Raw genomic sequence first — 23,625 nt, forward strand, 5'->3', positions numbered from 1 at the left:
CCGACACCTTAAGAAGTGTCGGTTATAGTGTGTGCTAAATAAAAAAAATGATAGCGATAAAAATTTACCTTGCTTTTCAAAAAAAGCTAAGTTATAAATTTAACGTTTTTTCCAAATAATAAGCAATACCATCATTTTCATTAGATTTTGTTACTTCACGCGCTAGCTGTTTTAATTCGTTAATACCATTTTCCATGGCAATTCCATGTCCTGCAAATTTAATCATTTCAAAATCATTGTCTTCATCTCCAAACGCAATAATTCGTTCGCGTGGAATTTGATAATGATTAGCTACGCGCTCAAGACCTACCGCTTTATTCAGTCCTTTTTTTACAATCTCAACAACATGCCAAGGTGCTCCCCAGCGTCTATGTTCTAGTACTTCTGCATGAACATCTGAAAGATGAGAGCGTATATCTTGTACATGTTCTTCATCTGCGTGAATTAAAATAGACGTTGGATCGTGCTGCAGCGTATGACGCAGATCACCTGTTTGTAATTTAGGATCCCCCATGCTAAGGACATCCATTAACTTTCGATCTTCAAAATGAAGGTATACATCATCTTGCACTTCTGCCATGATGTTGTTGATGCGATAGTCTTGCATAGCGGTTACAATCTCATGAACAGTACTTCGGTTTAAAGGTTCGTGATGCGTGCCAAAATTAGGCTGTAGGGGATGATGGACCAGCGCTCCATTAAAGTTTACGATAGGGGTGGATAAATCTAATTCGCTGTAGTACATAGCACTGGAACGATAAGGTCTGCCAGTGGCAATCATTACAATATGTCCTTCTTGTTTGGCTTTTTCTAATACTCGTTTTGTTTTAGAGGAAATAGTTTTTTCATTCGTTAATAATGTTCCATCTAGATCTAATGCGATTAAGTGTTGGTCGTTTCTCATATAGGCTCCTTTTAAATTGAAGTAGTTATACGATTATATTGAATTCTACCAGTATTCATGCTTGTATTCCCATATTTTACACAACTTTTTCCTATGAGAAAAGCAGAACGATTGACATGTAAAAATTGTCTTGTTACGGTGTAAGTCATAGTTATTGATTGCTTACGATAAATTGTTTCAGGGTATATTTAATACGTGAAGATAATTACGGAAGTAAAAGAAAGGAGAATGAATGTGGATAAACAGTTAGAAGATAAAATTATGGAATCACTAGAAGAAGTGATTGATCCGGAGCTTGGCGTTGATATCGTAAATTTAGGCTTAGTGTACGGTGTAGAAATGGAAGAGAACAACACAGTCATCGTGACGATGACGTTAACTTCTATTGGCTGCCCGCTAGCTGGTGTGATTGGCGAACAAGTAAAAAAACAATTAATTTCGCTTGAAGAAGTAGAAAATGTAGAAGTGAATATCACATTTAATCCGCCATGGGATAAAGATCGCATGACGCGCTACGCTAAAATTGCATTAGGTGTTCAATAAGAAAAAAAGCCATCAATGATGGCTTTTTTTCTTATTCAATTCTGCACAATTCCACAGGGCAGTCTTCACAGTCTATTTCTTTCTTTAAAAAAGAGAGCTTATGAATGATAATTTTTCCATCTGTCATTGAAATTACTTCATTTTTTCGCAACTCAGCGAGCATGCGATTGACCACTTCTCGGGATGTCCCGCATAGATTAGCGATCTCTTGATTTGTCAACGTTACGTTTAATAAAATACCATTTGGCTTCATTACCCCAAAACTATTGGACATGCGAATCAGAGTAGAATAGAGAGCTCCTTTTTTTCCATTTAGAATTAAGTCTCTAAACTTCGTCTGCATTCGCTTAATTTGGAGTCCCATCCACTTCATGTACTCCATAGAAAGAGCAGGGTATTGTGCTAGTTCGTTTTCTAACACCTGTTTTTGAATGCTGATCGCTGTACAAGGTTCAATGGCTTTTGCTTGAAGCATATGGGGAGTAGATCCGCAAAACAGCATAACTTCCCCGATTAAGTCTCCTGAGCTTGCCAGCTGAAGCGTCAGTTCGCGTCCTTCCGGCGTCACTTTACCTACTTGTACAGCTCCAGAAGTAATAAAAAATAAATGAGTTGAAGGTGAACCTTCTTGAAAGAGAAAGTCACCTTTTTTAAACGAAATTTTATGATCAAAGTCCATAAAAAATTGCTGCAGCTCATTTGAAAAAGAATCCGTTGTGATGTTCATCATGTTATCACCTTTTAATTAAAATTTTTGCGACTGTTACTTATTAATCTATTAAGTTAGAACAGTCTGTATATGCTGTACGTCCACTAGCCGTATGAAAAAATGTCATACGGATGATTTTTATCGATATTCTTATTATACACAAAAACAACCAGTGTTTTCCAAAACTATCTGTGAACAATTTCTAAACAAAAATAGAAAGATAGTTATAAAAATAAAAACTTATGAATAAATAAAAATGTTTAAAAATATAGAATAAAGTGTTGGATTTTTTAAATATTCATTTGATTTTATTTTTATACGGTATTATAATGATAAATAATTCAAATAGATACGTGGAAAAAGGAGTTTTAAAATGAAAGAATACAAGGTAGGAATTGTTGGAGCAACAGGGTATGGAGGAGTAGAACTGATTCGTTTGTTAGCGAATCATCCACATTTTCATGTTTATGCAGTTTATTCATCTTCTCAGGATGGGATGGAACTAGCAGAAGTTTATCCTCACCTTTCTAATACTGTATATACGCTGCAAGATATAAACCCTAAGAATATGGCTGAAGAATTAGATTTAGTGTTTACAGCAACTCCGTCCGGTGTTTCTAGCAAACTTGTACCTCAATTAATAGAAGAAGGAATAAAAGTGGTAGATCTATCTGGAGATTTTAGATTAAAAACAGAAGCGCTTTATGAAAAATGGTACAAAAAGCCTGCTGCAGCCGAAGCGTTTTTACAACAGTCTGTGTATGGATTATCAGAATGGTTTGCAGACGAAGTCGAAAGCAGTACGTTTGTTGCGAACCCGGGTTGTTATCCAACAGCTACACTGCTTGGGCTAGCTCCTCTCGTTAGTAAACAAATGGTAAAATCAAACTCTATTATCATTGATGCAAAGTCCGGAATCTCAGGAGCAGGACGCGGTCTTTCGCAAATGGCTCATTATGCTGAAATCAATGAAAATATGAAAATATACAAAGTTAATCAACATCAACATATCCCAGAAATCGAATCTATTTTAGAAAAGTGGGATGAGGAAATTGGCCATGTTACGTTCAGTACGCACTTAGTTCCAATGACTCGAGGGATTATGAGTACGATATACGCTGAACTTTCTGAAGAGAGCTCAGTACAAGAGCTTCATCAGCTATATGTAGATACATATCAAAACTCCCCGTTCGTACGCGTTCGAAAAGCTGGTGAATTTCCGTCTACTAAAGAAGTAAGTGCATCAAATTATTGCGATATTGGTATTGCATTTGACGAACGAACAAAGCGTGTCACGATTGTTTCTGTCATTGATAACTTAGTTAAAGGGGCAGCCGGTCAGGCCATTCAAAATGCCAATATTATGATGGGATTTGAACAGCAAACGGGTATTGGACTACTGCCTGTCTTCCCATAAAAGCAAAGCATCACTAATCACGATAAAAGCAGGAGGGAACGTATAGTGATTACGGTTAAACAAACGAAAGAAAAGATAAAGAAAATAGAGAACGGTACAATTGTAACGCCGCTAGGTTTTTCAGCAGATGGCGTTCACGCTGGTTTACGTTATGCTAAAAAAGATTTAGGAGTTATTGTAAGCGATGTGCCAGCTAATTGCGCAGCTGTTTACACGCTTAATGCCTTCCAAGCAGCGCCTTTAGCTGTTACAAAAGAAAGTGTAGCAGTGGAGCAGAAGCTGCAAGCAATCGTTGTGAACAGCGCATGTGCAAATGCATGTACTGGAGAACAAGGATTAAAAGATGCATACCAAATGCGAAATACATGTGCCCAAAAGCTTAATATCCTACCTCATCATGTAGCGGTAGCTTCTACAGGGGTAATTGGAGAGCTTCTAGATATGGAAAAAATCGTGAAGGGCATTGGGTTATTAAGTCCTTCATCGAACAAAGAAAAAGCAGAAGAATTTCAAACGGCTATTTTAACAACAGATACCGTAATGAAGTCAGCTTGCTATGAAACAAAAATTGATGGCAAAGTAGTTACCATTGGCGGCACAGCGAAAGGATCAGGAATGATTCACCCAAATATGGCTACGATGCTTAGCTTTATCACAACGGATGCTAAGGTTGAAGCTTCAGTGTTACAAGATGCGCTAGGTTCTATTACAAATAAAAGCTTTAATCAAATTACAGTGGATGGTGACACATCAACGAATGATATGGTTGTTGTTTTAGCAAATGGAAACGCTGATCACCAGTCGCTTACACCAGATCATCCTGAATGGAATTCGTTTTATGAAGCACTGCGTTTGACGTGTGAAGATTTAGCCAAACAAATTGCACGCGACGGTGAAGGAGCAACAAAACTAATTGAAGTAAACGTATCTGGGGCTCATACAAACGAAGAAGCAAATGTGATTGCTAAACAAATTGTGGGCTCGAACCTAGTGAAAACGGCCATGTATGGAGCCGATGCTAATTGGGGACGAATTATTTGTTCAGTCGGGTACAGCGGAGTAGCACTTAATCCAGAAACAGTGAATGTTTCGTTAGGTGATATCCAGATGTTAGAAAACAGTCAGCCTGTTTCATTTAGTGAAGAAGAAGCAAAGGCTTATCTAGAAAATGATATGGTTGAAGTCTATGTTGACTTGCAGCAGGGAAATGGAATTGGCAAGGCGTGGGGCTGCGATTTGACTTACGATTATGTCAAAATCAACGCCAGTTATCGAACGTAAGGAGAGAGTGAAATGAGCAGTGAAAAAATCGTCGTTGTAAAATGCGGAGGCAGCATTGTCAATCAGTTAACAAGCGCTTTTTTTGAAAGTATTCAGCAGTTAAAAGCGAGTGGATATCAGATCATCGTTGTGCACGGAGGCGGGCCTGATATTCAAGATACGCTTACCAAACTTCACATTGAAACGGAATTTGTAGATGGGCTTCGAAAAACGTCCAAAGAAGCATTAGAAGTTGTGACGATGGTATTAGCAGGCAAGGTTAATAAGCAGCTTGTAAAAGATCTACAACAAGCGAATTTAAAAGCGGTAGGACTATCAGGAATTGATGGATTATTGCTTAAAGCAGAGGCTATTGATGTAGAACGTCTAGGTTACGTTGGAGAAGTAAAAGGCGTAAACGATACATTATTAAAACAACTAACTGACAGTCAGTATATTCCAGTTATTTCTTCCATTGGAGCAGATGAAGAAGGCAATAGCTATAATATTAACGCTGACGTGGCAGCCGGAGCCGTTGCACAAGCAGTAAATGCTGAAAAGCTGATGTTTGTAACGGATGTAAAAGGAGTGCTAAAGGATGGAACATTGCTTCCTGAACTTACACAGTCAGAGATTGATGCACTTATTGAAGAAAAAGTAATTTACGGCGGAATGATTCCAAAAGTAACATCAGCGGTAAATGCGTTATCTCCTTTACTTGAAGAAGTTCATATTATTAGCGGAACTGATGGATTTTTAGATAAGGAAGGAAAGCTGATTGGTACAGCAATTAAATATAGTGGAAAAGGTGGAGAAGATAGCGATGAGTTCATTGTTTCCAACATATCAACGGTTTGATATCCATGTAGAAGAGGCGCAAGGAACAAAATTAATAGATAACAAAGGAAATGAGTATTTAGATTTTATTTCAGGTATCGCTGTTTGTAACGTAGGTCATCGTCATCCTGATGTTCAAAAAGCGGTCGAAGAGCAGTTAAATAAAGTGTGGCACGTGTCAAATTTATTTCATCAATCAATTCAAGAAGACGTAGCAGGTAAGCTTGTGGAACACTCAAACGGTGATGCAGTATTTTTCTGTAACAGCGGTGCAGAAGCCAACGAAGCGGCGATTAAATTAGCCCGCAAGTACACGCAAAAACATAAAATCATTACGTTTACAAAATCATTTCATGGACGTACATTTGCTACAATGACAGCTACAGGGCAGGCAAAAATTCATGATGGGTTTGGTCCTCTTGTTAATGAGTTTGTTTACGTGCCATACAATGATGAAGAAGCATTAAAACAAGAGATGAATGATAGCGTGGCAGCAATTATGGTTGAAGTCATTCAAGGAGAAGGCGGAGTGGTTCCAGGAACCGAAGCATTTTTATTAACCATTCAAGAGCTTTGCCAAAAGCATGAAGCGCTGTTTATAGTCGATGAAGTGCAAACTGGAATTGGCAGAACTGGAAAACCATTTGCTTATCAGCATTTTAACGTTTCACCAGATATTATTACAGCAGCTAAAGGATTAGGAAGCGGAATGCCGGTTGGTGCGATGATTGGAAAAGGATATCTCAAAGAAGCATTTGGACCTGGTACTCACGGAACAACCTTTGGAGGAAACCCAATTGCACTAGCTTCAGCTAAAGCAACTTTAAACATTATTTTTAATGAAGCATTTTTAGCAGAGGTTGCAGAAAAAAGCCTTTATTTTACTAACGCTTTGAAAAAGAGCGTAGCAGATTATTCATTTGTTACCGATGTTCGTGGAAAAGGTTTTATGATTGGAATTGAATGCGGGGAACATCAGTCGGCATTGCTTGCGGAAATGCGTGAAAAAGGTTTGTTAGCACTGGGAGCAGGACCGCATGTGGTACGATTGCTGCCGCCTTTAACTGTAACAAAAGAAGAGTTGGACCAAGCGATTCATATCATTGAAGAAGCGTTTAGCCAAACAAAAATTACTTCATAATACAAATTTTTTTGAATATGTTTGTATAAAAATTCTGTTTTATAAATAATTATTCGAAGAGGGATGCACAATGAACGGATATTTACACTTAGCAAACGGCGATTCGTTCGCCGGACACATTGAACATACAGCAACGCACCAGGCAGAAGGAGAAATTGTTTTCTTTACTGGAATGACTGGTTATCAAGAAGTTGTGACTGATCCATCTTACAAAGATCAAATTATTGTTTTTACGTACCCTTTAATTGGGAACTATGGTATCAATGAAAAAGACTATGAAAGCAAAAAGCCTCACGTAGCAGGCGTTGTCGTATACGAATGTTCAGATGAAGGGTTCCATTACGAAGCAATGTACAGCTTCAAACAATATTTAAAGAAATGGAACATTCCGCTTATTACACATGTGGATACGAGAGCGGTCGTAAAACGAATTCGAAAAGAAGGTACGATGCAATCTGCCTTTTCGACATCTGCTGAACCGCCAGCATTTACTGCTGAATGCGATGGATATGTAGTAAAAGAAGTATCAACAAAAGAACCTGTTACTTATGGGAACGGTGAAAAACACGTTGTATTAATGGACTTTGGCTATAAAAAATCAATTTTACAAGAGCTGTTAAATCGAGAGTGCAAAGTAACAGTTGTTCCTTATTCTACAAGTTCTTCAAAAGTAAAAGAGCTGCAGCCGGATGGCATTGTCTTATCAAACGGACCTGGAGATCCAACTCAAGTGAGCAGTCAGCTGGATGAATTAAAAGAAATTATTTCATCGTACCCAACCTTGGGAATTTGTTTTGGGCATCAGTTAATTGGGCTCGCTTTTGGAGCACAAACCAAAAAGCTGGCGTTCGGTCACCGAGGAGCTAATCAGCCTGTAATTGATTTAACGACTAACAAAGTGTGTATGACTTCTCAAAATCATAGCTATGTAGTAGACGAACAGACGATTATGTCTACGCCATTAAACGTTCGATTTAAAAATGTAAATGACGGATCGGTTGAAGGTTTAATGCATAAAGACCTTCCTGTTATATCGGTGCAATATCATCCAGAAGCACACCCTGGACCAAGTGACAGCACGTATATCTTTGATGAATTTATGACGAAAGTACAGCAAGTAGGGAGCGGAAAAGTATATGCCTAAAGACCAAACGTTAAAAAAGATTTTAGTAATCGGATCAGGACCAATCGTAATCGGGCAAGCAGCAGAATTTGATTATTCAGGAACTCAGGCATGCTTGTCATTAAAAGAAGAAGGTTATGAAGTTATCTTAATCAATAATAATCCAGCTACAATTATGACGGACACTCACGTAGCAGATCGAATCTATTTTGAACCATTAACAGTAGACTGCGTAGAGAAAATTATTGCAAAAGAAAAGCCGGATGGTTTGCTAGCCACATTAGGCGGACAGACGGGTTTAAACTTAGCCCTTGAGCTTCATGAACAAAACATTTTGCCAAAATACGATGTGAAACTTTTAGGAACACCGATTGAATCAATCAAAAAAGGTGAAAGCCGTGAAGAGTTCCGTGCATTAATGAATGAACTGAATGAACCGGTGCCGGAAAGTGAAGTTGTCACAAAAGTAGAAGAAGCATTGGCTTTTGCCGAGAAAATTGGTTTTCCTGTTATTGTACGTCCTGCTTATACGTTAGGCGGAACGGGTGGAGGAATTGCTCATTCTATGGAAGAGCTTGAAAAACTTTCAGCGTCAGGCTTACGTGAAAGTGCTATTACTCAATGCTTGATTGAAAAAAGTATCGCTGGATTCAAAGAAGTTGAGTACGAGGTTATGCGTGACGTGAACAATACGTGCATTACAATTTGTAACATGGAAAATATTGATCCCGTAGGCGTTCATACTGGAGATTCGGTAGTCGTTGCTCCTTCTCAAACACTAACAGACGTGGAATATCAAATGCTTCGCTCTGCTTCAGTTAAAATTATTTCATCGCTTGGCATTATTGGGGGATGCAACATTCAGTTTGCACTTGATCCAAAAAGTAAGCAGTATTATCTAATTGAAGTAAATCCGCGTGTGAGCCGTTCGTCTGCTCTTGCATCAAAAGCAACGGGCTATCCGATTGCTAAAATTGCTGCAAAGCTATCGGTAGGCTACACGCTTCATGAGTTATTAAATCCTGTAACAGGAGACACATATGCAAGCTTCGAACCTGCTCTTGACTATGTAGTAGTGAAATTTCCAAGATGGCCGTTTGACAAGTTTTTCTACGCTGAGAGAACGCTTGGCACGCAAATGAAAGCAACTGGAGAAGTAATGGCTATTGACCGTAACTTTACACGCAGCTTCCAAAAAGCATTGTCTTCTTTAGAAATTGACTTACAGGGATTAGAAGTAGAAGAACTGCAAGAACTTTCAACGGATGAATTAAAAAGCAAGCTTGGCGAACAAAGTGATGAGCGTATTTTTGTTATCCTTGAGCTTTTACGCCGCGGCACAACGCCTGAGTATATCCATGAAGTAACGCAAATTGATTATTTCTATTTAACACATTTTACACAGCTGATTAAGATGGAAGCCTCTTTAAAGGAAGTGCGTTTTGATTCGATTACAGCTGAACACTTCAAACAAGTGAAGGAGCATGGTTTTACAGATGCGTATCTAGCAAACGTATGGAACGTGCCAGAGCTTGACGTAAGAGCGAAACGTAAAGCACTACATATTACGCCAAGCTACAAAATGGTGGATACATGTGCAGCAGAGTTCGAATCTTCTACGGCTTATTTCTACTCTAGTTATTATGGGGAGAGCGAAATTGAACCATCAACGAATAAAAAAGTTGCGATTATCGGTTCTGGACCAATTCGTATCGGCCAAGGAGTAGAATTCGACTACAGCTCTGTACACGGTGTGTTAGCTCTTGAAAAAGAAGGATACGAAACAATTTTAATTAACAACAACCCAGAAACGGTAAGTACGGATTTTGAAGTAGCAGACCGCTTATATTTTGAACCTGTAACAGTAGAAGATGTGCTAAACGTTCTTGATGCTGAAAACGTGACGGATGTAATTGTTCAATACGGAGGTCAAACGGCTATTTCGCTTGTTAAAGGTCTAGAAGAAGCTGGCGTTAATTTATTAGGGATTACAAATGATGTCATTGATGCACTTGAAGATCGTGACCTGTTCTATAAGCTTTTGGATGACTGCGATATTCCGCACATCCCAGGTGAAATGGCGAAAGATGAGCAAGAACTTGTACAAAAAGCAAAAAATATGGGCTTCCCATTACTTATTCGTCCTTCTTACGTGATTGGCGGAAAAGGAATGCTGACAATTCAAAACGAAACGGAGCTGCAGGCTTGTTTACCGGCTATTAAAGCGTCTCATTTCCCAATGCTTATTGATGCTTACTTCCCCGGAAAAGAAGCAGAAATTGATGTTGTAGCAGACGGAAAAGATGTGTTGATTCCGACAATCGTTGAACATATTGAAAAAGCGGGCGTTCATTCAGGAGACAGCTATGCGCTTTTACCAGCAAAAACAGTAGAAGCATCACATAAAGAAAAAATGGTGAGCTACGCTCAAAAAATTGTAAATAAACTTCAATATAAAGGGATTATGAATATCCAATATGTTATTTACAACGATGAAGTCTACATGCTGGAAGTTAATCCGCGTGCCAGCCGTACAGTGCCTGTAGTAAGCAAAGTGTGCAACACGCCGCTTGTTTCGCTATCAACTCAAATATTGCTTGGGAAATCATTGTCGGAAATTAGTGAAAAGCTAGGTTTATTGCCAGATCCGGCTTACACAACTATTAAGTTTCCGGTATTTTCGACAAGTAAATTATCAGGAGTTGATCCACTTGTTGGACCGGAAATGAAGTCAACTGGTGAAGGAATTGCGATTTCTTCAACGATTGAAGAAGCGGCCAAAAAAGTGTTCCATCAGTATGTGTTAAGCAAAAAAGGTGCTACGGAAGTATATATCAACGGAGAAGCACAGGGTCTTGAAGAACTTGTGCAAAGCGCCGGCTTAACCCTTGTTAAAGATAAAGAAGTTAGCGAATGGGTGAAGACAAAGGAAGCTTTATTATACGTAAGCTTGCAGCCTGAAGATAAAGAAAGCCGCATGGCAGCATTAAAACACGGTTTGAAGGTCATGACGGAGGCTGAAACGGCTTCGCTATTTTTCCAATCGTTCCAAGTGGATGAATATCACGTTTCATCACTACAAGAATGGTTTCAAAAAACTAAAAAGGAAGTGACAGTATCATGAGTACATTATCGGTAAATACCAATTTAAAAGGAAAAGATTTGCTTACGCTTAAAGATTTATCATCAGACGATATTATGTCACTTTTGGAAAGCGCCATTGAGCTGAAAGAAAAGCATAAAAATGGTGAAATCGTAACATCGTTAAAAGGAAAAACGCTGGGGCTCATTTTTGAAAAATCTTCAACAAGAACAAGAGTCTCATTTGAAGCGGGAATGATGCAGCTTGGAGGGAACGCTCTCTTTCTAAGCAGCCAGGATTTACAGATTGGACGCGGAGAAACGATTGCTGATACAGCTCGCGTACTATCTGAATTTATCGATGCTATCATGATTCGTACGTTTGAACATGCTAAGATTGAAGAGCTTGCAGACTACGCATCCATTCCCGTCATTAATGGTTTGACAGATGATTATCATCCTTGTCAGGCGCTAGCTGATTTATTAACGATTTACGAGCACAAGAAATCATTTGAAGGTCTAAAAGTAGCTTATGTTGGAGACGGAAATAATGTAGCGCATTCGTTAATGATTGCATGTGCAAAAATGGGTATAGATATTTCAATTGGCTGCCCTGATGGATATGAGCCAAAAGACTTTGTAACAGGATATGTTAATGAAGTAGCTGCTAAAACGGGTGCAAAAGTTACGATTACAAAAGATCCTGTAGAGGCTGTAAAAAATGCCGATGCTATTTATGCAGACGTATGGACAAGTATGGGACAGGAAGAAGAAGCACAGCAGCGCTTGAAAATATTTGCTCCTTATCAAGTGAACGAAGAACTAGCTGCCTATGCTAAGTCAGATTATTTATTTCTACACTGTTTGCCTGCCCATCGTGAAGAAGAAGTGACAGCAAGCATTATTGACGGACCAAATTCTGTTGTCTTTCAGCAGGCTGGAAATCGTATGCATGTACAAAAAGCCTTGCTTCAAGCCATTTTAGGCTAAGAAAGAAACCTTTCTGAGAATATCAGAAAGGTTTTTTTGTTTAAAGGGAATTAATTGAGGGAACACCAATTGTATACTAAACAGAACGAAAGGTGATTTATGATGAAAGTATTAGTTGTTGGAGCAAACGGAACAACGGGAAAACAAGTGGTAGAAAAAGTTGCAAACAGCAATCAGCACGAAGCTTATGCGATGATTCGCGACGAAAAGCAAGCAGACGCGTTAAAGAAGCTAGGTGCCAACGTTGTGCTTGCTGACTTGGAGCAAGATGTTTCAGATGCTTTAAGAGGTATGGACGCTGTCATATTTGCAGCAGGTTCTGGAGGGCATACCGGAGACGAAAAAACAATCGCTGTAGATCAAAACGGTGCTAAAAATATCATTGATGAAGCAAAAAATCAAGGTGTAAAGCGCTTTGTTATGTTAAGTTCAATGGGAACAGACGCACCTGAACAAGGACCAGAAGGCTTACAGCTTTACTTGCGTGCGAAAGCGATAGCGGATGAATACCTAAAGCAGTCTAATCTACAGTATACAATTGTAAGACCAGGAACTTTGTCGAATGATCAAGCTACTGGGAAAATTGATATCAATAATGATATTGAAGATAAATCTCAGACGATTCCCCGAGCAGATGTAGCAACTGTGCTTGTAGAATGTCTAAACGAAGAAGCTACAATAGGAAAAACGTTTGAAATGCTAGCTGGAGAAACTGAAATCGAACAAGCTATCAAATTTACTCATTGATACAAAAGGGCGGATCTAAAGGTCTGCTCTTTTTCTCTTCCTAATATGAAAACATCTCCATTATGAAACAGAAATCTTAAGGGAATAGTATAGGAGAACATTTCATTTCAGGAATGAGGAGGCAGGACAATGGGACAAAATCGTCATTTCACACCGGGTCAAAAAGCTCCTAATAACGGAGTGTATATTGAAATTGGTGAAACAGGAAGCAACGTAAATAATCCTCAAAAGGTTAAATTAAAAGCAGGAGAGCGTTTTCCAGAGACGGCCAACGATGATCGCCACTGGACGTACATGCGTAAGCCTTAAATAGTAAAAAATAAAGAAGCCATTCTAAATTGAATGGCTTTACTTGTTTTCCTATTGCTGGGTATAATGAAATAAAGGTCAATAAAGGTCAAATGTATCGAAGGAGGATGTTCAATGGATATAAATAAAATGACCCAAAAATTGCAAGAAGGCGTGATGGAAGCGCAGTCCGAAGCTATTAAACGAAATCAGCAGGAAGTGGATATTGCTCATTTGCTTTATACGCTCATTCATCAACAAGATGGTATTGCTCCTCGCATATTAGATCATTTACATATAGATCATCAATCTTTTCAGCAGCAGGTAAATCAATTGCTTGCGAAAAAACCAGCCGTTACAGGAAGTGGTGCTGAAGCAGGGAAGGTTTATATTACAAATAAACTTCAGCAGCTGTTTGTGAAAGCTCAAGAAGAAGCATCTCGTCTGCAAGATGATTATGTTTCAGTTGAACACATCTTTTTAGCGTTAGCACAGGAACCATCTTCTAATGAATATGGCAAGTTATTTTCAAGTCACGGTATAACAAAAAAAGCTCTGCAAGATGTTCTTACCAGCCTTCGAGGAAATCAGCGAATTACAAGTCAAAACCCGGAAGTCACATATGAAGCCTTAGCGAAATATGGAAGAGACTTAGTGGCAGAAGTACGAGCAGGGAACATTGATCCAGTCATTGGACGAGACGGAGAAATTCGCCGCGTTATCCGCATTTTATCGCGAAAAACAAAAAACAATCCAGTTTTGATCGGAGAACCTGGCGTGGGTAAAACAGCAATTGTTGAAGGTCTAGCACAGCGTATTGTTCGCCGAGATGTGCCTGAAGGATTAAAAGATAAAACCATCTTTTCATTAGATATGGGAGCTTTAGTAGCAGGAGCGAAATTCAGGGGAGAATTTGAAGAGCGTTTAAAAGCTGTTCTTCAAGAAGTTAAGAAAAGCAACGGCCAAATTCTTTTATTCATTGACGAGCTTCATACAATCGTTGGAGCAGGTCGTACGGATGGAGCGATGGATGCAGGGAATATTTTAAAACCAATGCTTGCTAGAGGAGAACTTCACTGTATAGGAGCTACAACTCTTGATGAGTACCGTCAGTATATTGAAAAAGATCCAGCGCTTGAAAGACGCTTTCAACAGGTGCTTGTCGATGAGCCTTCCGTAGAAGATACAATCTCTATTTTACGCGGTTTAAAAGAACGATTTGAAATTCATCACGGTGTAAACATTCATGACCGAGCGATTGTTTCAGCAGCGGTTATGTCTGATCGTTATATCTCAGATCGCTTTTTACCTGATAAAGCAATTGATTTAATTGATGAAGCATGCGCAACCATTCGAACAGAAATTGATTCGATGCCATCAGAATTAGATGAAGTAACACGACGTGTCATGCAGCTTGAAATTGAAGAAGCGGCATTAAGTAAAGAAACAGATCAAGCAAGCATCACAAGGTTAGAGGCAATTCGAAAAGAAGTCTCTGATTTAAAAGAACGTGCAGATACAATGAAGCTGCAGTGGGAAAAAGAAAAGCAGTCGATTCAAACGGTGCAAGATGTCCGGGAGCAGCTTGAGAAAGCGAAGCGAGACCTAGAAGAAGCTGAAGGGAAATATGATTTAAATAAAGCAGCTGAACTTCGCCACGGACGCATTCCAGCTCTTGAAAAAGAACTAAAACAGCTGGAAGAAACAGCTGCTCAAAAAGCACAGGAAAATCGTTTGTTAAGAGAAGAAGTAACAGAAGAAGAAATTGCTGAAATTGTAGGAAGATGGACGGGAATTCCGGTATCAAAACTAGTTGAAGGGGAAAGAGAAAAGCTGTTGAAGCTTGAGTCAATTTTACAGCAGCGTGTGATTGGACAAGACGAAGCCGTATCCTTAGTGACGGATGCCGTAATTCGCGCACGGGCAGGTATTAAAGACCCGAACCGTCCGATTGGATCATTTATTTTCCTAGGACCTACCGGAGTAGGAAAAACGGAGCTAGCCAAAACGTTGGCCCATTCTTTATTTGACAGTGAAGAACAAATGGTTCGTATTGATATGTCTGAGTATATGGAAAAGCATGCGGTCTCTAGGCTTATAGGAGCGCCTCCTGGCTATGTAGGATACGAAGAAGGCGGCCAGCTAACGGAAGCGGTGAGACGCAAGCCTTATTCAGTCGTTTTGTTGGATGAAATTGAAAAAGCTCATCCCGAAGTATTTAATGTGCTCCTTCAAATACTAGATGATGGAAGAGCAACAGATTCAAAAGGAAAAGTCATTGATTTTAAAAATACAGTCATTATTATGACGTCGAATATCGGTTCTCAATTTTTATTAGACGGTTTAACAAGTGAAGGCGAGATTACTGAAAAAGCGAGAGAGCAAGTAATGGCTCAATTAAGACAGCATTTTCGTCCAGAATTCTTAAATCGAGTAGACGACACGATTTTATTCAAACCGCTAACTGTTCATGAAGTAAAAGGGATTATCGATAAGCTATTGCTTCAGCTTGAAAAGCGCTTATCCGATCGTCATATTTCGTTAACGTTAACAGAAGAAGCAAAAAATTATATTGCAGCCTCGGGGTTTGATCCGGTATACGGAGCTCGCCCTTTAAAAAGGTTTATTCAAAAATATATTGAAACAAAAATTGCCAGAGAGTTAATTGCAGGGCAAATTGAAGATTATAGTCAAGTGACAGTGGATGTAAAAGATGATGAGTTTGTTGTCAGCGTATAAGTTTTCTAAAAAGGCCATTCATGATAAATTGAATGGTCTTTTTTTGCTATTAAAAGCAGTTCTCCTTTTAAAATAAATAAAAAGAAATGAAAGAAAATACGTGAGAGCTAAGCGTAAAAACTTATTCAGTTTTAGGTTGTAGAATATATCTAATTCATTTATGATAATACAAAATGGGCAAAGGAGCATGAATGAGCACATGAAGGACCGTATAGAGCTTATATATGACGAAGCATATGATTTTATAGATCAGGCATTAACTAAAATAAGAGCGCTGGATAAAAATGATCTTCAAGCTGAAAATGAAGAAGTGCAGGAAAAGGCAGAACGGACAGAGTTTGCACTTCAAGCTGCACGAGATATTTTAGAAAATATGATTATCCCGGGTAAAAAATTGACTTTTATTTACGAAAAAGGTTCTGTGGTAGTAGAAATTCCCGATAAAAAATAAAAACGACTTCCTTTTATGGAAGTCGTTTTTATTTTGGCAATGCAAAGTGCTCATCAATGGATGCATCACTTTTTCGATACTGCCCCGGTGTCATATTGGTTGTTTTGCGAAATACTTTTGTTAAATAATTGGCATTTGCATAGCCGACGTTTTCAGCAATTTCCTCGATTGAATACTTGGTTTGATGCAATAGCTCGGCCGCTTTTTGAATGCGAAGCTTCGTTAAATATTGAATAGGCGTAATCCCAGTTGTTTGTTTGAATAACCGGCTAAAATGATAGCGAGATAAATGAGCTGCATCTGCCATTTCATCCGGACCGATTTCTTCATGATAATGGTTACGGGCAAATAAAATAGAGCTAATGATACTTTCAGGCCAATCTTCTGTAAAACTGTCCATGCTTTTAATATATTGGTACAGCTCCATTACAAAGCGGTAAGATAAGCTTGAGGCATGAAATGGATCTGCTATATGTTTTTCACTTGCCCGCTTATATATTTGAGCAAGCAGCTGAACAGGTGCTGATTCAGGATGAAACCTAATTACAGGGGAGTGGGTTGACTGAATATAATCCCAGCATTTTTGTACTTCATCTCCGTATAATGTAAGAAAAATAAACTCCCAGTTTTCACTTTCCTTTGGTAAGTAATAGCGGTAATTTCCAGGTATATTGACGATGAATGCTTTCCCAGCATCCACTTTATATTCTTGTCCATCTATTTCAATCATCCCGTACCCAGAAACCGTGTATTGAAAAATATATTTCCCTACGTCTTTTCGCTGATTTCCGCTCCAGTTATAAAGGGGAGAGAAAACTTCATCCCACCCAACCGACCATAGCTGCGCAACTTCATTTGTGCGGGATTCTAAAAACCTGTATGCGTACGTTGAATATTCTTGAGCTTGGAAATGTGAGAGCAAATTTTCACCTTCTTTTTGAAATAAAGTCGTACTTAATTCTTACTTTAACGTAATCGCTTTCATTTTTCTATAATTTTTTGAAAATATCGTGATTATTTTTAGGGAATGTCTCTAAATCTATTATTTTCTTATAATTTGCAAGTCAAGGCTCACATAAAGATAACACCTTTTTTGGGTAAGAGTAGTTCATCGTCAATTCAAAAGAATCATTTTTAAAGTGATAAGCAAAAAAGTACCGATTATCGATAGTAATTTTACCATTGAGGCAAGGAAAATTGGACTTTACAATGTACATATGAATCCGTTTCCAAAAAACTACTTAAAATAGGTGATAATAAATGCTGGGAAAATTAATCGAAGAGTTCAAACAAATATTTCATTCGTCAGAAGCTATTCGCTGCTTTTTTGCGCCAGGACGTGTCAATTTAATTGGAGAACATACTGATTATAATGGAGGGCATGTTTTTCCTTGTTCATTGAGTATAGGAACGTATGCGGTAGTACAAAAACGTCATGATCTAAAAATACGTATGTACTCTAAAAACTTCTCTGAAGCAGGCGTTATTGAATCCTCTTTAGAGCAATTAACGTACAAAACCGAGGATGATTGGGCTAATTATCCAAAAGGAGTAATGGACACCTTTAAAAAGCACGGATATGATCTTCCTTTTGGTTTTGATATCTTGTTCTTCGGCAACATTCCTAACGGAGCAGGGCTTTCATCGTCGGCATCAATTGAGTTAGTCACATGCGTACTTTTAAATAAAATTCTTGAATTGAATATTGATATGATGGATCTTGTGAAAATGGCGCAGCAAGCTGAAAATGAATTTATCGGCGTAAGCTGCGGGATTATGGATCAGTTTGCCATTGGAATGGGAAAGGAAAATCAAGCCGTATTGTTAAACTGTCAAACTCTTGAATACCAGTATAGCCCCCTGCAATTAACAGATGCTGTGCTCGTTATTTCTAATACAAACAAACGAAGAGGGCTGGCAGATTCTAAATACAATGAACGCCGCATGGAGTGTGAAAGAGCGCTGTCAGATTTGCAAACTTCACTTTCCATTGATTCGCTTGGTGATTTAACGAAAGAGCAATTTGAAAAGCACAAATCTTTAATACAAAACGAAGTAGATTGTAAGCGCGCTAAACATGCGGTATATGAAAATGAACGCACAAAAGAAGCGGTTGCTAAATTGCAAAACGGTGATTTAAAAGGGTTTGGCCAATTGATGAATGAGTCGCACTGTTCGCTGCGAGATGATTATGAAGTAAGTGGAAAAGAACTAGATGCTCTTGTAGAAGCAGCTTGGCTGCAAGATGGTGTGATTGGATCACGCATGACGGGTGCAGGCTTTGGCGGCTGTACAATCAGCATTGTACAAAAAGCACAGGTTGATAGGTTTATTGAACAAGTAAGGAATACCTATTATGAGAAAACGAGTTTAGAAGCTGAGTTTTATGTGGTTACGGTTGGAGAAGGAGCGCGTGAACTCACATTAGAAGCAGTATAAGAGAAAACAGATAGAGAAAGGAACGAGTGTATGTCAGTCAACATTCATGAAGAAATCACCCGACTTATTCAATATGGTTTACAAAAGAATCTATTAACAAAATGGGATATAGATGTGGTGAGAAATAAACTGCTGGAAGTGTTAGAGCTCGATGAATGTATCATGGTAGAAGTCAAAGAAGAGAATCTGGAACACCCAGTTGCTATTTTAGACAACATGCTTGATTGGGCTGCCAAAAATAATCGAATCGCCGAGAATTCTATCACGTATAGAGATTTATTCGATACCAAAATAATGGGATGCTTTACAAGCATGCCTTCAGAGGTTAATCGGACATTTTATGATTACTATCAGCAAAGCCCCCAAAAAGCCACAAGCTATTATTACAAGCTGTCAAAAGACATTCACTATATTCGCAGAGATCGAATTGCTAAAAACGAAAGATGGGTAACAAACACTGACTTTGGAGAACTTGAAATTACCATCAACTTATCAAAGCCGGAAAAAGATCCAAAAGCAATTGCAGCAAGCAAATCACTGAAGGAAAGCAACTATCCGCTATGCCTTCTCTGTAAAGAAAATGCTGGTTATGCAGGTCGAATCAATCACCCAGCTCGCCAAAATCACCGGATTATTCCTGTGGAATTGCAGGAAGAGCTGTGGTACATGCAGTTTTCACCTTATGTTTATTATAATGAGCATGCTATTGTTTTTGCGAGTGAGCATACACCTATGCATATTTCAAAGCAAACGTTTAAGCGGCTGCTTGCCTTCGTTGAACAATTCCCACATTATTTTTTAGGGTCAAATGCAGATTTACCCATCGTGGGAGGATCTATTTTAACGCATGATCACTTTCAAGGAGGCTATCATGAGTTTCCTATGGCTAAAGCAAGAATAAATAAATTGTTCTCTCTTGAAGCGCATCCAGACGTGAAAGCTGGAATTGTTCATTGGCCAATGTCGGTCGTTCGTCTTCAAAGTTCGCACCATGCATCATTAGTGGAAGCAGCGGATTTTATTTTGAAGAAATGGAAATCATATAGTGATCAAAGCGCCGGTATTTTAGCTTTTACAGATCAAACTCCTCACAACACGGTCACGCCTATTGCTAGGAAAAGAGGAGATTTGTACGAATTAGATTTAGTACTGCGAAACAATCGAACAAACAGCAAGCACCCAGATGGTATTTACCATCCGCATGCAGAAGTTCATCATATAAAAAAAGAAAACATAGGTTTAATCGAGGTAATGGGACTTGCGGTTTTACCCGGTCGTTTGAAAGATGAAATGAGTCTAGTGGCCAAAGGGTTAGTTCAGAATAACCTGAGCGAAGTAGCCAGCAGACATGATCAAGTGAAAAAACACGTGAAGTGGGCCGAAAAAATCAAGAAAAAGTATCCGCATATTGAAGCGGAAAATGTCCAAAGCATTCTTCAACAAGAGCTCGGTTTGGTCTTTGCGACTATTTTAGAACATGCAGGTGTGTTTAAACAAACTGCTGAAGGGCAGCTTGCGTTCAGTCGTTTTATGAATTCATTAAATGAAGAGTAAATCATTAATAAAAACAGGCAGCTCATAACGAGCTGCCTGTTTTTATACAGTTAATGCATGCTGTTTTAACAGGGTATATAGAGCCTGTGTTCCTTTATTGTCATCGCCTTGTTTTTCGAGCTGTTCATAAAGAGATTTGGCTAATTTTAATCCTGGTGTATACAGCTCCATTTCTTCAGCTGATTCAATGGCGATCTTCATATCTTTAATGAAGTGTTTAATATAAAAACCTGGTTCGAAGTCTCCTTTAATCATGCGAGGAGCTAAATTGCTTAACGACCAGCTTCCCGCTGCGCCTGTTTCAATACTTTTTAGAACGGTATTCGGATCTAATCCGGCTTTTTCAGCATAAAGTATCGCTTCGCAGACACCCATCATATTAGAGGCGATAGCAATTTGGTTGCACATTTTTGTATGTTGACCAGCACCAGCGCTTCCTTGAAGAACGATGTTTGTTCCCATTTTTTTAAGTATAGGCGTAACGGCAGAGAATGCTTCAGAATCGCCTCCTACCATAATCGCTAAGGTTGCTTTCTGAGCCCCAATATCTCCTCCTGAAACAGGAGCGTCAAGCGCATGAATGTGCTTCTCTTTTGCTGCTTGATAAATCTCACGAGCAAGTATAGGGCTCGATGTCGTCATATCAATTGTATAGCAGCCTTTCTTTGCATTATGTATAATGCCGTCTTTTCCTAAATAAATCTCTTTTACATCGTGGGGATAGCCTACCATGGTGATAATAACATCAGATTGTTCGGCCACTTCTTGAACGGTTTCTTTCCATTTGGCCCCTTTTTCAAGTAGTGCTTGAGCACGAGTTTTTGTTCGTGTATAAACAACGACTTCGTATCCTGCGTCAATTAAATGCCCGGCCATGCTTTGACCCATAACGCCTGTTCCGATAAAACCAATTTTTTCTTTAGTCACAGCAGTATTCACTCCTAAAGTTAATAGTTTGATTATTCTAAAATTATATAGTTAAAGGTTGGGATAATCAATGATTCCGACTATATATAAATCTAGAAAAGTACTCTCAGTTCTGTGTCTTGAATACGAGGTAAGGAAAGGCAGTACTGAGAAGAGCCTATGCCAAAAGCCTATGCCAAAAGATAAAAAAAGCGCTGGCTTTACAGCCAACACTTTTTAGTGGTGATTATTTGCTGGTTTATTCGGTACACCCAGTTCTCCAATCAAAATTACAACTAGGGTGAAAACTACTCCAAGGATGGAAGCGGTTGCGAAACTGTAAGTACCGCCCGTCATTGCAGAGATTACGTACACTGCCATATTCATTAGTAAAAAGCCCCAAACAAAAGCCATTACGACACGCATTCTATTCACCTCGTTTACAGTACAGTTTGATTTCATTTTAGCATATAGCAGTCAAATAAGAAATTGAATTTTTTATGAATAAATAAGGGGCGTGTTCCCATCTAGAAACAAAAGAGCAATAAGTCAGAAATAGGCATTATTCTAGTGCGCTTTTTGATGGTTCTATCATACACTGTATGGAACAACTAGTAAGTTACGGAGGAAGAGCTATGATACATCGACGCTTTTTTAGCTTAGATACGCAATGGAATGTCGTACATGTCCCTGAACGACCGAATGGTTTCGGTGTGTTAGTATTGGGTGATAAAGATCATTTTGTTGAAAGTTCAACTAGCTTATGGATTCAGCACGGCGGAAGGTCACAGCTGTTGCAATGTTTACAAGATGAAGGATACACAGTATTTTATTCCAATTTATATGGCCGGCATTGGGGGTCTCCTGAAGCATATCACCTTGCAAAACAACTTTATCATTTAGTAATGAAACAAGAAATTTTAAATAAACGAATTCATATTTTAGCTGAAGGAATGGGGGCTCTGTTAGCGCTGCAGCTAATGGAAAATGACGGGAATACGTTCATTCGATCAGCTGGTTTACTAAATCCATGTATTGATCTTCATACGCATGCAGAACATGAAAAAAACAATAAATTCTTTTATAAACAATTCACGAAGGACTTGACTCAAGCTTATAAAGTGGAGCGGAAGCAAGTATCAAAGCTAATTAAGGAGTACCCTTCCGTTACAGAATTAAAATCAACGCTGCCCGTGAAGATATGGACCGCGCCTAATGCCTCTACTCATTATCCAATTGCACACAGTAAAAAATATGAACTACATCGTGAAGAACTTCACTCTCCGATTATGCTTTCACTTTATTTGCCGGAAAAAAACTATTTATTTGAACGGTCCCTTCTCCAATTTTATAAACAGCATGAAAAAGTGTTATAAGCAAAGCTTCTATGATTATACATATCATAGGGGCTTTTTGTATAAGAGATAAAAGGAAAAAGAGAGTTCATGATGCTTTTACGGATGAACTTCTTTGAAATAAGGAATGATTACTCTCTATAACTATAGGGCTTTAAGCTTTTTGTTGAATAAATGATGAATGAAGAATTGGAGGAAGCGATATGGGAAATGTAGTAGTAATAGGGGCAAACCGCTTTATTGGTTTTCATTTATGTATGGCTTTTTTAGACGAAGGTACAGAAGTAAAAGGGTATACACATTCTGCTCATAAAGAAGAAGATGACTTGCAGGAAGAGATGAAATTTTTCTTAGGGCGAAACGCTAATTATATATCGACTGAAGTAGGCGATTCATTAGATATGATTACCTCAGAAACGGATATTGTCTACTTCACGTATTTCGATGGAGGAGATTTTTATCATCCAGATTTTTTAAGACAAGAAATGCAAAAAGCGCAGCAAGTACTCATTCAAGCACTTAATAAATGCCGTCAATTCAACATTCGATTTGTGTTTGTTTCTACCATGCGCGTATTTGGAGACCAGCAGCGAAAGATTGAAGAAACAACGATTCCAGAACCGGACAGTAGTGAAGGAAGGCTATACGTTCATTTTGAGCGAATGATAGAAAAATATAAAGATGATGGATGGCCCATTATGATTGTCAGAACGCCGACTCTTTACGGACCTTGGCAGCCTTTGTCAATGTGCTATTCCAAAAATATTGCCGGGTACGAAGAAGCTTTTACCATTATGGAAGGCACGGATTTTATTATTTATATTGAAGACGCCGTCAGTGCACTTAGACGCTGTAAAACTTCTGCATATTCATATGAAGTGGTTCATTTAGTTGAAGAAAAGTTACAGCCTTGGAGCGCAGGAGCAAACATTACTCATATGGAGGTGAAGGAAGAAGCGGCTCAAGAAAAATATGAAATCAGCAGGAAAGCGAAAGAACTGCTGCATTTTTCTTCCAAAGTAACGGCTAAAGAAGGCATTTATCTGCAAAAAAAACATATGAGAACATTCTTTTTACCTCTTCATTAAAAGGAGAAAGTTGTACTTATAGAATAGATTCGCTAATATAAGGAGGAATAAAT

Annotated in this window: 21 protein-coding genes; 16 read left to right on the top strand and 5 right to left on the bottom strand. The window is 38.6% G+C overall.

From position 1 onward, the window contains the following. Positions 1-91: 91 nt before the first annotated feature. Entirely contained in the window at positions 92-904 is an 813-nt protein-coding gene (locus U9R83_RS03445) for a Cof-type HAD-IIB family hydrolase (RefSeq protein ID WP_014461612.1), read from the bottom strand. Between the two features lie 234 nt (positions 905-1,138). On the opposite strand from U9R83_RS03445, the gene U9R83_RS03450 reads away from it, so the two are divergent. Beyond that, positions 1,139-1,447, top strand: a complete 309-nt coding sequence (locus tag U9R83_RS03450) for a metal-sulfur cluster assembly factor (RefSeq protein WP_013055384.1) — start codon at positions 1,139-1,141, stop codon at positions 1,445-1,447. 31 nt (positions 1,448-1,478) lie between these two features. Here U9R83_RS03450 and U9R83_RS03455 read toward each other — a convergent pair whose 3' ends face one another. After that, the gene (locus U9R83_RS03455) at positions 1,479-2,177 is read right to left on the bottom strand and encodes a Crp/Fnr family transcriptional regulator (RefSeq protein ID WP_328575066.1); all 699 of its coding nucleotides are present in this window, start codon (positions 2,175-2,177) and stop codon (positions 1,479-1,481) included. A 352-nt stretch (positions 2,178-2,529) separates the two neighbouring features. Between U9R83_RS03455 and argC the strand changes: the two genes are divergently transcribed. The 11 genes from argC (at position 2,530) to U9R83_RS03510 (ending at position 16,230) form a co-directional block, all read left to right on the top strand. Further along, positions 2,530-3,573, top strand: coding sequence for an N-acetyl-gamma-glutamyl-phosphate reductase (gene argC / locus U9R83_RS03460; RefSeq protein ID WP_014461610.1), 1,044 nt, complete (start codon positions 2,530-2,532; stop codon positions 3,571-3,573). A gap of 48 nt (positions 3,574-3,621) precedes the next feature. Continuing rightward, positions 3,622-4,854 carry a bifunctional ornithine acetyltransferase/N-acetylglutamate synthase gene (argJ, locus tag U9R83_RS03465; RefSeq protein WP_371906089.1) on the top strand — a complete coding sequence of 411 codons (1,233 nt, stop codon included), beginning with the start codon at positions 3,622-3,624 and terminating at the stop codon, positions 4,852-4,854. Between the two features lie 12 nt (positions 4,855-4,866). Next, positions 4,867-5,691 (top strand): acetylglutamate kinase, encoded by an 825-nt coding sequence (gene argB / locus U9R83_RS03470; RefSeq protein WP_014461608.1) that lies wholly within the window; start codon positions 4,867-4,869, stop codon positions 5,689-5,691. Then, on the top strand, positions 5,657-6,811 hold the full coding sequence (locus U9R83_RS03475; protein WP_014461607.1) for an acetylornithine transaminase: 1,155 nt from the start codon (positions 5,657-5,659) through the stop codon (positions 6,809-6,811). The genes argB and U9R83_RS03475 overlap by 35 nt, the downstream gene beginning before the upstream one ends. 70 nt (positions 6,812-6,881) lie before the next feature. Next, the gene (locus U9R83_RS03480; protein ID WP_014461606.1) at positions 6,882-7,955 is read left to right on the top strand and encodes a carbamoyl phosphate synthase small subunit; all 1,074 of its coding nucleotides are present in this window, start codon (positions 6,882-6,884) and stop codon (positions 7,953-7,955) included. Beyond that, positions 7,948-11,058 (top strand): carbamoyl phosphate synthase large subunit, encoded by a 3,111-nt coding sequence (locus tag U9R83_RS03485; protein ID WP_014461605.1) that lies wholly within the window; start codon positions 7,948-7,950, stop codon positions 11,056-11,058. Before U9R83_RS03480 ends, U9R83_RS03485 begins: the two co-directional genes overlap by 8 nt. Beyond that, the gene (gene argF, locus U9R83_RS03490; protein ID WP_014461604.1) at positions 11,055-12,005 is read left to right on the top strand and encodes an ornithine carbamoyltransferase; all 951 of its coding nucleotides are present in this window, start codon (positions 11,055-11,057) and stop codon (positions 12,003-12,005) included. Before U9R83_RS03485 ends, argF begins: the two co-directional genes overlap by 4 nt. A 102-nt stretch (positions 12,006-12,107) precedes the next feature. Continuing rightward, positions 12,108-12,752, top strand: a complete 645-nt coding sequence (locus U9R83_RS03495) for an SDR family oxidoreductase (RefSeq protein WP_014461603.1) — start codon at positions 12,108-12,110, stop codon at positions 12,750-12,752. 129 nt (positions 12,753-12,881) lie between these two features. Further along, positions 12,882-13,061, top strand: a complete 180-nt coding sequence (locus tag U9R83_RS03500; protein WP_013055394.1) for a YjzC family protein — start codon at positions 12,882-12,884, stop codon at positions 13,059-13,061. 114 nt (positions 13,062-13,175) lie between these two features. Then, a complete protein-coding gene (gene clpB / locus U9R83_RS03505) occupies positions 13,176-15,779 on the top strand; it encodes an ATP-dependent chaperone ClpB (protein WP_115653057.1) in 2,604 nt (867 codons plus the stop codon). 199 nt (positions 15,780-15,978) lie between these two features. Beyond that, entirely contained in the window at positions 15,979-16,230 is a 252-nt protein-coding gene (locus U9R83_RS03510) for a hypothetical protein (protein WP_014461601.1), read from the top strand. Between the two features lie 28 nt (positions 16,231-16,258). Here U9R83_RS03510 and U9R83_RS03515 read toward each other — a convergent pair whose 3' ends face one another. Then, a complete protein-coding gene (locus tag U9R83_RS03515) occupies positions 16,259-17,152 on the bottom strand; it encodes a helix-turn-helix domain-containing protein (RefSeq protein WP_013081740.1) in 894 nt (297 codons plus the stop codon). A gap of 338 nt (positions 17,153-17,490) precedes the next feature. On the opposite strand from U9R83_RS03515, the gene U9R83_RS03520 reads away from it, so the two are divergent. Both U9R83_RS03520 and galT read left to right on the top strand, forming a co-directional pair. Continuing rightward, positions 17,491-18,669, top strand: a complete 1,179-nt coding sequence (locus tag U9R83_RS03520) for a galactokinase (RefSeq protein ID WP_014461599.1) — start codon at positions 17,491-17,493, stop codon at positions 18,667-18,669. Between the two features lie 30 nt (positions 18,670-18,699). Then, entirely contained in the window at positions 18,700-20,223 is a 1,524-nt protein-coding gene (galT, locus tag U9R83_RS03525; RefSeq protein ID WP_328575067.1) for a UDP-glucose--hexose-1-phosphate uridylyltransferase, read from the top strand. Positions 20,224-20,265: 42 nt separating this feature from the next. Here galT and U9R83_RS03530 read toward each other — a convergent pair whose 3' ends face one another. Together U9R83_RS03530 and U9R83_RS03535 are read right to left on the bottom strand one after the other, a co-directional pair. After that, positions 20,266-21,150, bottom strand: a complete 885-nt coding sequence (locus U9R83_RS03530; protein WP_014461597.1) for an NAD(P)-dependent oxidoreductase — start codon at positions 21,148-21,150, stop codon at positions 20,266-20,268. Between the two features lie 216 nt (positions 21,151-21,366). Further along, a complete protein-coding gene (locus tag U9R83_RS03535; protein ID WP_013055400.1) occupies positions 21,367-21,555 on the bottom strand; it encodes a YjzD family protein in 189 nt (62 codons plus the stop codon). Positions 21,556-21,764: 209 nt separating this feature from the next. Here U9R83_RS03535 and U9R83_RS03540 point away from each other — a divergent pair, with 209 nt between their 5' ends. Beyond that, positions 21,765-22,505, top strand: coding sequence for a hypothetical protein (locus tag U9R83_RS03540; RefSeq protein WP_013055401.1), 741 nt, complete (start codon positions 21,765-21,767; stop codon positions 22,503-22,505). A gap of 182 nt (positions 22,506-22,687) precedes the next feature. Next, positions 22,688-23,572, top strand: coding sequence for an NAD-dependent epimerase/dehydratase family protein (locus tag U9R83_RS03545; protein WP_115653061.1), 885 nt, complete (start codon positions 22,688-22,690; stop codon positions 23,570-23,572). Positions 23,573-23,625 lie beyond the last annotated feature (53 nt).

The sequence above is a fragment of the Priestia sp. LL-8 genome (assembly GCF_036227845.1).
Classification (GTDB): Bacteria; Bacillota; Bacilli; order Bacillales; family Bacillaceae_H; genus Priestia; species Priestia zanthoxyli.

What these genes read in the sequence shown, in the direction of transcription:
- argC (WP_014461610.1), top strand. Translation starts at nt 2,530, where the DNA reads ATGAAAGAATACAAGGTAGGAATTGTTGGAGCAACAGGGTATGGAGGA.
- U9R83_RS03445 (WP_014461612.1), bottom strand. Translation starts at nt 904, where the DNA reads ATGAGAAACGACCAACACTTAATCGCATTAGATCTAGATGGAACATTA.
- U9R83_RS03500 (WP_013055394.1), top strand. Translation starts at nt 12,882, where the DNA reads ATGGGACAAAATCGTCATTTCACACCGGGTCAAAAAGCTCCTAATAAC.
- U9R83_RS03495 (WP_014461603.1), top strand. Translation starts at nt 12,108, where the DNA reads ATGAAAGTATTAGTTGTTGGAGCAAACGGAACAACGGGAAAACAAGTG.
- galT (WP_328575067.1), top strand. Translation starts at nt 18,700, where the DNA reads ATGTCAGTCAACATTCATGAAGAAATCACCCGACTTATTCAATATGGT.
- argB (WP_014461608.1), top strand. Translation starts at nt 4,867, where the DNA reads ATGAGCAGTGAAAAAATCGTCGTTGTAAAATGCGGAGGCAGCATTGTC.
- U9R83_RS03475 (WP_014461607.1), top strand. Translation starts at nt 5,657, where the DNA reads ATGAGTTCATTGTTTCCAACATATCAACGGTTTGATATCCATGTAGAA.
- U9R83_RS03540 (WP_013055401.1), top strand. Translation starts at nt 21,765, where the DNA reads ATGATACATCGACGCTTTTTTAGCTTAGATACGCAATGGAATGTCGTA.
- U9R83_RS03510 (WP_014461601.1), top strand. Translation starts at nt 15,979, where the DNA reads ATGAAGGACCGTATAGAGCTTATATATGACGAAGCATATGATTTTATA.
- U9R83_RS03520 (WP_014461599.1), top strand. Translation starts at nt 17,491, where the DNA reads ATGCTGGGAAAATTAATCGAAGAGTTCAAACAAATATTTCATTCGTCA.
- U9R83_RS03480 (WP_014461606.1), top strand. Translation starts at nt 6,882, where the DNA reads ATGAACGGATATTTACACTTAGCAAACGGCGATTCGTTCGCCGGACAC.
- clpB (WP_115653057.1), top strand. Translation starts at nt 13,176, where the DNA reads ATGGATATAAATAAAATGACCCAAAAATTGCAAGAAGGCGTGATGGAA.
- argF (WP_014461604.1), top strand. Translation starts at nt 11,055, where the DNA reads ATGAGTACATTATCGGTAAATACCAATTTAAAAGGAAAAGATTTGCTT.
- U9R83_RS03545 (WP_115653061.1), top strand. Translation starts at nt 22,688, where the DNA reads ATGGGAAATGTAGTAGTAATAGGGGCAAACCGCTTTATTGGTTTTCAT.
- U9R83_RS03485 (WP_014461605.1), top strand. Translation starts at nt 7,948, where the DNA reads ATGCCTAAAGACCAAACGTTAAAAAAGATTTTAGTAATCGGATCAGGA.
- U9R83_RS03535 (WP_013055400.1), bottom strand. Translation starts at nt 21,555, where the DNA reads ATGCGTGTCGTAATGGCTTTTGTTTGGGGCTTTTTACTAATGAATATG.
- U9R83_RS03455 (WP_328575066.1), bottom strand. Translation starts at nt 2,177, where the DNA reads ATGATGAACATCACAACGGATTCTTTTTCAAATGAGCTGCAGCAATTT.